Source organism: Nonomuraea sp. NPDC052129 (assembly GCF_040680095.1).
Classification (GTDB): domain Bacteria; phylum Actinomycetota; class Actinomycetes; order Streptosporangiales; family Streptosporangiaceae; genus Nonomuraea.
Map to the genome: position 1 here is coordinate 16,765 of NZ_JBFAVX010000063.1, position 11,818 is coordinate 28,582.

Below are 11,818 nucleotides of genomic sequence, written 5' to 3' on the forward strand. Positions count from 1 at the left end.
AGGGCTGACCGGAGGGCTCAGAGAGTGATCCACTCGGTGGCGGTGGTGACCTCGTCGAGCACGGCCGGAATGGGCGCGACGCCCAGCCCCGGCCCGGTCGGCACCGCCAGGTGGCCGTCGCTCAGCTCGAACGGCTCGGTGATGTCGGTGGCGAAGTAGCGGCGCGAGGCCGAGGTGTCGCCCGGCAGCGTGAACCCGGGCAGCGCGGCCAGCGCCACGTTCGCGGCCCGGCCGAGCCCGGTCTCCAGCATGCCGCCGCACCACACCGCGATCCCGTTCGCCCGGCACAGGTCGTGGATGCGGCGGGCCTCCAGGTAGCCGCCGATCCGGCCGGGTTTGACGTTGACGATCGAGCACGAGCCCAGCGCGATGGCGGCGGCGGCGTGCTCGACCGACTCGATCGACTCGTCCAGGCAGATCGGCGTCCGCAGCTGCTTGGCCAGCTTGGCGTGCTGGACGAAGTCGTCGTTGGCCAGGGGCTGCTCGATGAGCAGCAGGCCGAAGTCGTCCAGTTTGGCCAGCTGGCGGGCGTCGACGAGGGTGTAGGCGGCGTTCGCGTCGACCTGGAGGAGAACGTCGTCGCCGAACCGCTCGCGCACCGCCCTGACCGGCTCCACGTCCCAGCCGGGCTCGATCTTCAGCTTGATCCGCACGTACCCCTCGTCGAGGTAGCCGTCGACGGCGTCGAGCAGTTGCGGGATCGAGTCCATGATGCCGACGGAGACCCCGCACGGCACCCGGTCACGGGCCGCGCCGAGGAACCGGCCGAACGACTCGCCCGCCGCCCTGAGCTGGGCGTCCAGCACGGCCGTCTCCAGGGCGGCCTTGGCCATCCGGTGCCCCTTGATCGGCTCCAGTGCCCGGCCGACGGCGTTCGCGTCGAGGGTGCGGGGCAGGGCGGGCAGCAGGAAGCGCCGGATCACCTCGGCCGCGCCGTCGACGTACTCGGGGGAGTAGAGCGGCTCCGACATGGCCACGCACTCGCCCCAGCCCTCGGCGTCGGGCGTCACGACCCGCACCAGCAGCACGTCGCGGGCCGTCTCGGTGCCGAACGAGGTGCGGAACGGCGCCACCAGCGGCATCGCGATCCGCCGCAGCTCAACTCCGGTGATCTTCACGCTTTCTCCACTACGTAAAAGGACTTCTGATGGAACCCGGTGACGACGCGGCCTTCGGCGATCAGGCCGCCCAGGACGTCCCGCATGGCATGCCGCCATGCCTTGGCCGTTCCCGGGTCGGCCCGGCGCAACCCCTCGATGTCCGGAGGCGCGGCCACCAGCACCACCGCGGCGTCCATACGGCCCGGCACCGGCCGGCCCCCGTCGTCGGCCAGGCCGACCACCGCGTCGCCCGGCACGTGGACCGGCCACGGCTCGCGCCTGGCCAGGGCCTCGACATGCGGCGCGGACAGCTCCCAGACGGCCAGCATCCGGTCGGACTCATCGCCCTGGTTGATCTCGTCGTCCATGATGCCGTAGAAGCCGGGCAGGTATTCGCGCGGCCGGGCGCCCAGCTTGGCCAGGTTGAAATGGGCGTTGCGGCGTACCAGCGGATCGTAGGTCCAGGTGACCCGGCCCAGCTCGCGCTCCAGCGCCCACCGGCGCTGGTGCAGCTTGAGCTCGAACCCGATGCCGCGCCCGGCGGACGCGCCGGTGATGTGGGAGTGCAGCGCGTTGCCCGCCGCGAGGAACCCGACGGACCCGCCGGCCATCCGGTCGCCGTCGAAGGCGCCCGCGACGTACCCGCCCGCGTGCGACAGCGCCCGCATCAGCTCGACCGTGATCGGCTGCCCGCCCTGGTCGAACCGCCAGATGCCGTCGAACAGCGCGAACAGTTCCTCGAACTCCGCGATCTCGTGTAGTTCCCTGACCGCGATCAACCTGCCGGCCCTCCGAGTAGTCGATGTCACCCGCGACCGTACGCCACAGTGAGGGCGGCCGATTCGTGCCGGTTCACCAAGACGGGAGGGTTCTTCGTCGCCACGCCCTACGCCATGGCTCGGCAGCGCGAGTGCTCCGATGGAGTTCGCGCTGCCGGCGGCTTGAGGAGAGCGGGGGTCAGTCGCGTAACCGATCGGTCGCGCGTGTCGGTCGCGTCACCGATCGGTCATACGTGTCAGCCGCGGAACTGACCGGTCACGCGCAGATCGCGGGACGACGCGCCCACCGCGGCGGTGAAGACGCCATGGGAGGCGACCCAGCGTTTCGCGGCCGGGCTCCAGGTGGACAGCGCGGCGCTGTCGAGCGGGAAGGAGACCACGGTGCTCTGCCCCGGCCGCAACCACACCTTCTGGAAGCCCTTGAGCTGCTGGGGAGGTTCGCCCGCCGCGCTGGGGAAGCCGAGGTAGAGCTGGGCGGTCTCGGCTCCGGCGCGGGCTCCGGTGTTGGTGACCCGGACCCGTACGGCGTGGTTGTCGGCCCGCAGGCTGTCGTAGGCGAAGCTGGTGTAGGACAGACCATGACCGAAGGGGAACAACGGGCGCTGGTGGCGGGCGTCGTACCAGCGGTAGCCCACGTTCAGGCCCTCGTTGTAGCGGACCGTGGTGCCGTCGCCGGGGAAGCCGTACGCGACGTCCGGGCCCTGCCGGTCATCGGCGGGAAAGGTCACCGGCAGTTTGCCGGACGGGTTGACGTCGCCGAACAGCACGGCCGCGACCGCGTTGCCGTACTCCTGGCCCGGATACCACGCCTGGAGCACCCCGGCCACCCGGTTCAGCCAGGGCATCAGCGACGGCGCGCCGGTGTTGAGCACGACCACGGTTCGCGGGTTGGCCGCGGCGACGGCCTCGATGAGCTGATCCTGGTCGCCGGGCAGGGCGAGGGAGTCGCGGTCGGCGCCCTCGCTGATGGCGTCGTTGACGAAGACGAGCGCGATGTCGGAGCGCCGGGCGGCGGCGACGGCCTCGGCCAGCAGCGCCGGGTCGGGCGCGGCCCAGCCGAGTTGCAGGGCGGCGCCGAAGAGGGAGCCCGCGGTGGAGTACTCGAGCTTGATCGAGACGGTCCGTCCGGCGGTCAGGTCGGCCAGCCCGTGGGCGATGCCGCCGAACTCGGTGTGGTTCGCGGCGACGAGCCGGCCGTCGATGTAGAGCCGGGCCTGGCCCGAGCCGTTGAGGGAGAAGCGGTAGCCGCCGGTCTTGGGCGGGGTCAGCGTGCCGGTCCATCGAGCCGACCAGGTGCCGGTGACGCCGCTGGGCGCCGCGGAGAAGCTCACCGAGGGCTCGACCCGGGTGAGCACGGGCCCGCCGGTGAAGTCGGGAGCGGGGTAGTAGGTGGCAGTCAGCCCGGGGCCGTCGCCCGACGCGGGCCGCAGTAGGTCGCCGGAGAGCACGGGCAGGGCGCCGGTGCCGAGCGTGCCGCGGGCCTGGTTCAGGGTGACGCCGCCGCCGGCTCGCGCGGTCAGACCGGCCAGCGGGGTCACGGTGGTGGACGGCCGCAGCGCGGCCGAACCGCCGCCGTAGAAGGTCGCGTGGTCGCCGGCCGCGTCGCCGATCACCGCCAGCGACCTCGCCTTGTTCAGCGGCAGTACGCCGCGCTCGTTCTTGAGCAGCACCATGCCCTGTTCGGCCAGTCCCCGAGCCAGCTCCCGATGCGCGGGCGTGGACACTTCATCGCGTGGCGTGTACTCCCGGTCGAACAGGCCAGTCCGGTACATCGCGGTGAGAATGCGGCGGACCTTGTCGTCAATGGCCGCGGCCGTGACCTGACCGGCCACCACCGCCTGCTTCAGCGCGTCACCGAAGTACGTCGATCCCGGCATCTCCACGTCCAGCCCGGCGGCGGCCGAGGCGACCGTGCTGTGGGTGGCGCCCCAGTCGGACACCACGAACCCGGTGAACGCCATCGCGTCCTTGAGCGCGCCGCGCAGCAGGTTGCCGTTCTCGCAGGCGTAGGTGCCGTTGACCTTGGGGTAGGCGCACATGACGGACCTCGCTCCGCCGTCCCGCACGGCCGCGCGGAAGCCCGGATAGTAGATCTCGTTGAGCGCCCGCTCGGAGACCCGGACGTCGACCTTGCCACGGTCGGTCTCCTGGTTGTTGGCCGCGAAGTGCTTGGGCATCGCTATGACGCCCTGGCTCTGGACCCCTTTCACCTGCTCGGTGGCCATCCGCGCGGTGAGGTAGGGGTCTTCGCTGAAGGTCTCGAAGGTACGGCCCCAGCGCGGCGAGCGCACGATGTTGATCGTCGGCGCCAGGGCGACGTTGTGCCCCTTGCCGGCCTGCTCGGCGCCGACCGTCTCGCCGTACCGCCGCATGAGCGCGGTGTCCCAGGTGGCCGAGCCGTTGATGGCGGCGGGAAAGGCGGTGATGCCCGTGCTGCCGTTGGCGACTCCGTTGGGACCGTCGGCCAGGTAGATCGTGGGGATGCCCAGCCGGGTGTTGCCCGGGATCCGCCCGGCGTACCCCTTGCCGAACTCGAAGCCGACGCCGTGCAGCATGGCGATCTTCTCGTCGAGGGTCATGCGGGCCAGCATGCGTTCGGCACGCTGCTCGGGCCCGTACGAGGCGCTCAGGGGCGAGGGATCGCCGGCGCCGGCCGCCGGTGGCGACTGGGCGACACCTGTCAGCGTGAGGAGGGCGGCGGCCGCCAGGGCGGTCGCTCTATGGAGTCGTCGGGGCATGTGCCAGGTCCTCTCTCAGGGGGATGGCCAGGGTCCGCGGACCGCGACCTGAGCTGGGACGCGTCGATGATGATCTCCGATATATGTTGTGCCCGACAACATATGGCCAGGCTGAATACGCGACAAGGACCTCTTCCATCGTCCGGAAGATGTTCGTTAAGGTCTCCCGCCAAAGCGGAGACAAAGTCATTTATCTTCCGTTCAGCGGTTAGAGCGCTTCTTGGGCCGTAGATCGCCACATATGGTGCAGACGCGCCGCATCGGATCGCGATGGATGTGCTCCAAGAGCAGCCCCACCCCCGGCTCCGCTCAGAGCCGCGGTTTCTTTCCTGTCTCGTGTCCTGTCCTTGTGGTGGCGGAGCCATGCCCGCCGCCTTCGTTCCGGAGAGGTAAGACCATGAGATTCCCCCTCAATCCAGCCGGCGGGCGACCGCTGGGCCGCGCCTCCTGGTCGGCGGCGTGCGTCGCGGTGATCGTCGCCCTGGCGACCGCGCTCGCTGGTGGCGCCGTCACCGCCCAGGCCGCCGCCACCGCCCAGGTCGCCGCCGCCGAGCTGCTGTCCCAAGGCAAGCCGGCGACCGCGTCATCCACCGAGAACACCGCCACGCCCGCTTCGGCGGCAGTGGACGGCAATGCCGCCACCCGCTGGGCCAGCGCCTTCAGCGACCCCCAATGGCTGCGGGTCGACCTCGGCGCCACCGCCACCATCACCCAGGTCGTGCTGAACTGGGAGGCCGCCTACGGCCGGGCCTTCCAGATCCAGACCTCCGGCGACGGTTCAACCTGGACCACCGTCTACACGACCACCAGCGGCACGGGCGGGGTGCAATCTCTCACTGTGGCCGGAAGCGGCCGGTACGTACGGTTGCTCGGGACGGCGCGGGGGACCGCCTATGGCTACTCCCTGTGGGAGTTCCAGGTCTACGGCACATCGGGCGGCACCACGCCACCACCCGGCGGCACCATCCCCGACCCCACGATCCAGTCGCTGGAGGCGACCAACGGACCGTTGGCCACCGCGACGTACACGGTTCCGAACCCCAGCGGCTACAAGGCCGGCACCGTCACGTACCCGACGGCCAGTGGCTCGTATCCGGGCATCGTCCTGATGCCGGGATACCAGGGCACGCAGGCGAACCTGAGCTGGCTCGGCCCTCGTCTGGCCTCCTGGGGCTTCGTGGTCATCAACGTCGATACCAACACCCTGAGCGACACCCCCGACCAGCGTGGTACGGAGATCAGGGCGGCCGGCACCCAACTGCTCAACCTCGGCAACGCCACGGGCAACCCCCTCACGGGCAAGCTGAACGGCACCCTCGGCGTGTCCGGTCACTCCATGGGCGGGGGCGGCACGATGGTGGCGCTGCGTGACGACAGCCGGTTCACCGCGGGCGTACCCCTCGCCCCCTACCACCAGAGCGGCAACTTCGCCGCCGTCAACAAGCCGACCTTCTTCCTGACCTGCGCGAGCGACGTGGCCGCGCCCGGCAACACCTACGCCAAGCCCTGGTACAACAGCATGACCCAGGCCGAGAAGCTGTACATCGAGGTTCCCGGCGACCACCTCTGCCCGATGACCGGTAACGGCAACAAGGCCAAGCAGGGCAAGTGGATCGTGTCGTTCTTCAGCCGCTGGCTGCGTAGCGACACCCGCTTCACGCCGTTCCTGTGCGGCACCCAGCGTGACGCCGACCGGACCAACACCTCACTGGTGACCCAGTGGATGGACACCTGCCCCTTCTGACCGGTCGGCTTCGACAGCCGGGCACGGCGACATCGGCCGCCATGCCCGGCTGTCAGGCCCTTTGCCCAGTGGGGTGAAGGTAACCCACGGTGGCGGCGAGCAGGAACACGCCCCAGGCGAGGAAGACCGGATAGGTCCCCGCGAATCCCCAACTCCCGTCGAGGACCATGGCACCGCCGTCGGGCGCGCACGTACGGGTGATGCCGAACGCCAGGCATTCGGTCATCATCGCCCCGTACTGGCCGACGAGCAGACCCACCACCGCCGCCGGAACGACCGCCAGGCCACGTGGTACCCGGCGCCGCCCCGCGAACGGCACCCATCCCGGGACGACTTGGCCCCATCGGCTGATCAGACCCAATGTGAGCAGGGCCCCGGCAGCCGGTCCGGCGACGAGCAAGCCCCAGAACACCGCCGAGCCGCCCAGCTCTGTCAAGAGGGAGCGGGAGTCCGCCGCCACACCAAACGGTACGCCCAGCCCCCACAGCAGGTGCGGAACCGAGAAGCCCAGCACCGGCACGCCGGCCGCCACCCAGGTCACCACCTTGGCCCAGAGCGCGGGACGGATCGTCGCATCGGCCCGGCGCTCGGGTGGGCGTGGGGCGGTACGCATGCCGTAGCGGGTGGTGGTCAGCGCGAGCAGCAACCCCAGTCCGGCAAGCAGTATCTGCCAGACGAGCGCGGGGTCACCGAGCTTGCCGAACGCCAGCCGCATGACCAGGTTTCCCGGCGCCACCAGCGCTAGCGCGGCCGCGCCTGCCCAGCCCGCGCCCAGCAACGCCCGCCGCGTACGTGATCTCATGGCCGCTGACGGTAATGCCCGCCATCCTCTGGCGATCTCCCTCTACTGGGCGAAAAACCTCCCCCGTGCGGGGGAATTCAGGCTGGGAAACGTCAGCGGCCGGCGCGCGGTAGTGACCCGCGGGCGTGACAGGCGTGTTTCTAGATTGTTATCAAAGGCAACAAATTAGCCCGGAAATAGGGCTAGACCCGTCTCGCCTCCCGGGATTACGTTGCCGCAAACAACATTCAACGAAATGGTGAGGCCGGGACCCGGCGTACTCGAAGCGCGATCGACGGTCGGAGGCGCTGCCCATGACCATGACCACAGCAACGATGGCAAGCCCGTCCAGGCAACCGGATCCCGCGCGGTCGGTGGCCAGCCGGGTCCTCAGTGTTCTGGACGCGTTCTCCGGCGAACGCCGCCGGCTGACCCTGTCCGACATCAGCCGGCGGACCAGGATGCCGCTGACGACGGCGCACCGCCTGGTCGGCGAGCTGGTCGCGTGGGGCGCGCTCGAACGCGACCGTAACGGCCGCTACCAGATCGGCCTGCACCTGTGGGAGGTCGCGGCATTGGCACCTCGCGGCCTGGGGCTGCGCGAGGTGGCCATGCCCTACCTCGAGGACCTTTTCGTGGCGACCCGTCAGCACGTCCAACTCGCCGTCCTCGACGGGCTGGACGTCGTGTACATCGAGCGGATCTCCAGCCACGACGCCGTCGGCGTGCACAGCCGGGTCGGCGGACGATGGCCCGCGCACGCCACAGGTGTCGGCCTGGTGCTGCTCGCGTACGCGCCCCGGGCATTCCAGGAGCGCTACCTGGGCAGGCCGCTGGCCGCCTTCACCAACAAGACCATCGTGGACCCGGACGCCCTGCGGCGCGTACTGGCGGAGGTGCGGCGCACCGGCTTCGCCGTCAGCGACCGGCAGGTCACCCTCGACGCGGTGTCGGTGGCCGCGCCCGTGAGCGACGCGGCCGACGAGGTGGTGGCCGCGCTCTCCGTCGTCGTCCGCGCCGGCGATCCACTGCCGGGCTTGCCCATGCCCGGCGTCGTACCCCCGGTGCTGGCCGCCGCTCGCGGCATCAGCCTGCAACTCCTCCGGCATCCCGGAACGCCGTAGTGGCGGCTGCCCGCCGGACTCCTCTAGTCGTTCTTGGTCACGGTGCCGGACTTGGCGTCGATCTTGAGGCCCTGCCAAGTGCCGTCCGGGCTGACGACATCGACATCCCAGACGAGAAGGTCGTTGTTGTACTTGTCCAGGCTCATGTGGGTGATCTTGCCGTGCGACACCGAGGACGACACCTTCTCCAGCGCGTCCTTGAAGGTCACCTTGGCGTCCTTGATCAGCCCCATGACCCTGGCCTTCTCATATTTGCCGGTGTCCTTGGACCTGGCTTCCGAGACCACCTTTCCCGACGCGTCCACTTCCAGCAGCCGCTCGGTGCCGTCGGGTCCGGCCAGCTGGACCTCCCAGATCTTGCCGTCGTTCTCTGACTGGACCGAGAGGACATGGGAGCCCTCGGCGGAGCTCGTGGCCGCGGTGGCCGCCTTCTCGAGGCTCGCCATGTCGCCGGGTTCCTGCTGGGGACCGCCCGGCGTCGACATGGGCAGGGGGATGACGCCGCGCGCGGGCTCCGCCTTGATGGTGCCGGACTGAGTGTGGGCGCCTGCGCAGGCCCCGGCCGCGAGCAAGGCCGAGCCGGCGAAGATGGTGCCTATGATGGTCTTTGACCGGTTTCTCCCATTCATGCTGAAGACGCTGCCCGGAACTCCATAAAGGCACGCCCAGGCGCTGGGCAACACGCTCCAGCGCTAGATCACTTCGCGGAGCACGTCGTCGACCGGGGTGGCACTCACGCCGAGGATCTTCTCGGTTTCGGAGTAGTCGACGACGAACGGGTGGCCGGGCTTGGTGAGCACTTCGTGCATTTCCCCCCAGAATGGTTCGGTGTACGCGAGCAGGGTCAGGTCGCGTTCGGTCATCTCCTCCATCCGTGGTTCCGGCGCCCCCGCGAGTTCGGCGAGTCGCCCGGCCAGTTCCCGTACCGACAGGGTCGAGGTGGGCGCGTGCCACGCCCTGCCGTACGCCTGATCGTCGCGGCTCGCGGCGACCAGCGTGCGCGCGGCGTCGCCGATCGCCGTGTAGCTGTGCGGCACGTCGAGCTCCTGCGGCACCAGGACGAGCCTGCCCTCCAGTACGTGCCGCTGCACCATGAGACTGAACACCGAGAAGGCTCCGGCGCCGTAGAACTGGCCGGCCCGCACCTCGGTGACCTTCACCCCTGAGGAGGCGGCCTCCTCCCATACCCGCGCCCTGGCCCGCCCTTTGGGCCCGGCGGCGGCCAGCGGGAAGTCCGGGGTGATCGGCCCGTCCACCGGGCCGTAGGCGTAGAGATTGCCGAGCATGACGTAGGCGGTCCCGGTCCGCTTCACGGCGCTGAGCAGCGACGCCGACAGGATCGGGAACTGCTCGGGCCAGGTGTGGTACGGCGGCGCGGCGGTGGTGAACAGCGTGTCCGCCCCCTCGGTCAGCTCGGTGAGCCGATCGGTGTCGGTCGCGTCCGCGGCGACCTTGTCGATGAGCGGGTGCTCGGGCCCGCCGCCGGTGCGGCTGATCATCCGTACCCGCTCGCCGTCCCCGGCCAGCAGCAGAGCGGTCTTCGACGCGGTGGCCCCACGACCCACGATCACATGAACTTTTGTGTCGGCAAATTTCATGATGACAACGGTGCCGACCCGCGGCCTCCTGGCATAGTGGCCGGAATGCCAACTATCCGGAGGATCTGGCCATGCACCGCGTCGCCGCAGTCGTCGTGCCTCCCGTGCTGAGTTTCGACATCTCGATCCCCTTCATGGTCTTCAACAGCGTTCCGCACTATGACGTGCGCGTCTGTACGGCGCGGCCCGGCCCGCTGCCGACCGTCGGGGGTCCCGACGTCGTGGTGGCGGACGGTTTGGACGCGATGGACGGCGCGGACACGGTGCTCGCCGTCGGCAGCGGCGGCGAGCAGGCGCCCCCGGAGGTTCTCGACGCCTTGAGGAGAGCCGCGGCCGGCGGCGCCCGGATCGCCTCCCTGTGTACGGGCGCGTTCGTGCTGGCCCAGGCCGGTCTGCTGGATGGGCGCCGCGCCACCACGCACTGGGGGCTGGCCGACGACCTGGCCACCCGTTTCCCGTCGATCGAGGTGCGGCCCGACGTCCTCTTCGTCGAGGACGACGGCATCTTCACCTCGGCGGGCGCCGCAGCCGCCATTGACCTGTGCCTGCATCTGGTCAGGCTCGACTATGGCGCCGCGGTGGCCAACGCGGCCGCGCGGCTCGCGGTCGTCTCTCCCGTACGGCCAGGCGGCCAGTCCCAGTTCATCGAGACACCACTGCCTCCCGAGCGCGGCACCTCACTCGCTCCCACCCGGGCCTGGGCGCTCGAGCACCTCGATCGCCCGCTCACCCTGGCCGACCTGGCCGGGCACGCCAAGACAAGCGTGCGTACCCTGACCAGGCGCTTCCACGCGGAGACCGGGCTGAGCCCGCTCCAGTGGCTGCTGCACCGGCGCGTCGACCGGGCCAGGGAGCTCCTGGAGACCACCGAGCTGCCCATGGATCAGGTGGCCGGGAAGAGCGGTCTGGGCAGCGCGGACTCCCTCCGCAAGCACCTGTCCCACCGGGTGGGGCTCACTCCCACGGCCTATCGCGCGGGCTTCAGCCAAAGAGGGTGAAACCGCACCAAACGGCCGGGTGGTCGAAGCGGGGGTCGGAGCGGAGTTCGGTGCGGGCCGTGGCGAAGGCGCGTCCGGGTGGGACTCCGCAGCTCAGCTCGGCGAGGTAGCGGGAGGTGAGCAGGGCACCCGCTTCCAGGGTCACCGGCCAGAGGGAGGCGACGACCGTCTCGACGCCGGAGGCCAGCAGCGAGACGGCCAAGCCCTCGACCTCCATGTGGGAGAGGTCCTGGTCGATGTGGGCCGACCAGCAGCCCAGCAGGACGACCGTGCGTGGCTGCGTGGTGAGATCGTGCAGCGCGTGGGTGAGGCCGCGGCCGCGGCGTCCGTGACCCAGGAGCACGAGGGCGTCGGCCGAGCTCACCTGATCGAGATCCGCCTGGGGACAGACCCCGACGTCGGCTCCGTCCGCCGGCTGCTCCGAGTAGATCAGCTCAGCCAGGTCGCCACCCGCCTCCAGCAGTTGCGCGTTCGCGCGCTCCGACCGGTCGTCCTGAACGGCGACGACGATCGCCGGAGTCGGCTCGGCCGGCCGCTGAGGCCGTCCGACCAGCGCCGTGGTCGCCACGACCCGCACCACGGTCTCTGCTCCCGCCGAGACCAGGGCGGCCGCCGACCACGGCAGCTGGAGCGCGTAGCCCTCGGTGCTGAGGTGCAGCTCGCCGAAGCGTCCGGCATCTGCCCCCAGTGCCTGCCAGAGCGAGGCGAGGCGCTCGTGGACGTCCGCGGCCGGGACGAACCGCTCGAGGATGCCGGCGTACTCCTCCATGGTGGCGATCCGTGCCTCGCGTACCGCCTGTGCCGCCTCCTGCATCCGGTCGGAAAACCAGACGTGGGCCTCGAAGAGCAGCTCGGGCGGGGGAGCGGGTGCTGTCCGCGCTCGACATCGAGCGCGACCTGTCGCGTACGCCGCTGTTCCAGGCAATGCTGGCGCTGCACAACTCCGCGGTCGGGTA

The 11,818-nt window shown here is 70.3% G+C and carries 10 protein-coding genes; 3 read left to right on the top strand and 7 right to left on the bottom strand.

What is annotated here, in order from left to right:
* Positions 1-17 precede the first annotated feature (17 nt).
* The 3 genes from menC to AB0L53_RS58270 form a co-directional block, all read right to left on the bottom strand.
* Positions 18-1,118, bottom strand: a complete 1,101-nt coding sequence (gene menC, locus AB0L53_RS58260; RefSeq protein ID WP_364015401.1) for an o-succinylbenzoate synthase — start codon at positions 1,116-1,118, stop codon at positions 18-20.
* A complete protein-coding gene (locus AB0L53_RS58265) occupies positions 1,115-1,879 on the bottom strand; it encodes a GNAT family N-acetyltransferase (protein ID WP_364015404.1) in 765 nt (254 codons plus the stop codon). The genes menC and AB0L53_RS58265 overlap by 4 nt, the downstream gene beginning before the upstream one ends.
* 236 nt (positions 1,880-2,115) lie before the next feature.
* Positions 2,116-4,617, bottom strand: a complete 2,502-nt coding sequence (locus tag AB0L53_RS58270; protein WP_364015407.1) for a glycoside hydrolase family 3 C-terminal domain-containing protein — start codon at positions 4,615-4,617, stop codon at positions 2,116-2,118.
* Positions 4,618-5,014: 397 nt separating this feature from the next.
* Between AB0L53_RS58270 and AB0L53_RS58275 the strand changes: the two genes are divergently transcribed.
* The gene (locus AB0L53_RS58275) at positions 5,015-6,361 is read left to right on the top strand and encodes a discoidin domain-containing protein (RefSeq protein ID WP_364015410.1); all 1,347 of its coding nucleotides are present in this window, start codon (positions 5,015-5,017) and stop codon (positions 6,359-6,361) included.
* Positions 6,362-6,413: 52 nt separating this feature from the next.
* Here AB0L53_RS58275 and AB0L53_RS58280 read toward each other — a convergent pair whose 3' ends face one another.
* Positions 6,414-7,163, bottom strand: a complete 750-nt coding sequence (locus AB0L53_RS58280) for a hypothetical protein (RefSeq protein ID WP_364015413.1) — start codon at positions 7,161-7,163, stop codon at positions 6,414-6,416.
* A 293-nt stretch (positions 7,164-7,456) separates the two neighbouring features.
* Between AB0L53_RS58280 and AB0L53_RS58285 the strand changes: the two genes are divergently transcribed.
* Complete coding sequence (locus AB0L53_RS58285; protein WP_364015415.1) at positions 7,457-8,266, top strand: IclR family transcriptional regulator; 810 nt, start codon at positions 7,457-7,459, stop codon at positions 8,264-8,266.
* A gap of 23 nt (positions 8,267-8,289) precedes the next feature.
* Here AB0L53_RS58285 and AB0L53_RS58290 read toward each other — a convergent pair whose 3' ends face one another.
* Positions 8,290-8,895 carry a PepSY domain-containing protein gene (locus tag AB0L53_RS58290; protein ID WP_364015418.1) on the bottom strand — a complete coding sequence of 202 codons (606 nt, stop codon included), beginning with the start codon at positions 8,893-8,895 and terminating at the stop codon, positions 8,290-8,292.
* A 63-nt stretch (positions 8,896-8,958) separates the two neighbouring features.
* On the bottom strand, positions 8,959-9,864 hold the full coding sequence (locus AB0L53_RS58295; RefSeq protein WP_364015421.1) for an NAD-dependent epimerase/dehydratase family protein: 906 nt from the start codon (positions 9,862-9,864) through the stop codon (positions 8,959-8,961).
* 71 nt (positions 9,865-9,935) lie between these two features.
* Here AB0L53_RS58295 and AB0L53_RS58300 point away from each other — a divergent pair, with 71 nt between their 5' ends.
* Positions 9,936-10,862, top strand: coding sequence for a helix-turn-helix domain-containing protein (locus AB0L53_RS58300; RefSeq protein WP_364015424.1), 927 nt, complete (start codon positions 9,936-9,938; stop codon positions 10,860-10,862).
* On the opposite strand, the gene AB0L53_RS58305 is transcribed toward AB0L53_RS58300, so the two are convergent.
* On the bottom strand, positions 10,846-11,676 hold the full coding sequence (locus AB0L53_RS58305) for a CHAT domain-containing protein (protein WP_364015427.1): 831 nt from the start codon (positions 11,674-11,676) through the stop codon (positions 10,846-10,848). The genes AB0L53_RS58300 and AB0L53_RS58305 overlap by 17 nt on opposite strands.
* Positions 11,677-11,818: the final 142 nt, after the last annotated feature.

Coding starts and splice junctions, on each gene's coding strand:
- AB0L53_RS58270 (WP_364015407.1), bottom strand. CDS start 4,617: ATGCCCCGACGACTCCATAGAGCGACCGCCCTGGCGGCCGCCGCCCTC.
- AB0L53_RS58275 (WP_364015410.1), top strand. CDS start 5,015: ATGAGATTCCCCCTCAATCCAGCCGGCGGGCGACCGCTGGGCCGCGCC.
- AB0L53_RS58280 (WP_364015413.1), bottom strand. CDS start 7,163: ATGAGATCACGTACGCGGCGGGCGTTGCTGGGCGCGGGCTGGGCAGGC.
- AB0L53_RS58285 (WP_364015415.1), top strand. CDS start 7,457: ATGACCATGACCACAGCAACGATGGCAAGCCCGTCCAGGCAACCGGAT.
- AB0L53_RS58290 (WP_364015418.1), bottom strand. CDS start 8,895: ATGAATGGGAGAAACCGGTCAAAGACCATCATAGGCACCATCTTCGCC.
- AB0L53_RS58295 (WP_364015421.1), bottom strand. CDS start 9,864: ATGAAATTTGCCGACACAAAAGTTCATGTGATCGTGGGTCGTGGGGCC.
- AB0L53_RS58300 (WP_364015424.1), top strand. CDS start 9,936: ATGCACCGCGTCGCCGCAGTCGTCGTGCCTCCCGTGCTGAGTTTCGAC.
- AB0L53_RS58305 (WP_364015427.1), bottom strand. CDS start 11,676: ATGCAGGAGGCGGCACAGGCGGTACGCGAGGCACGGATCGCCACCATG.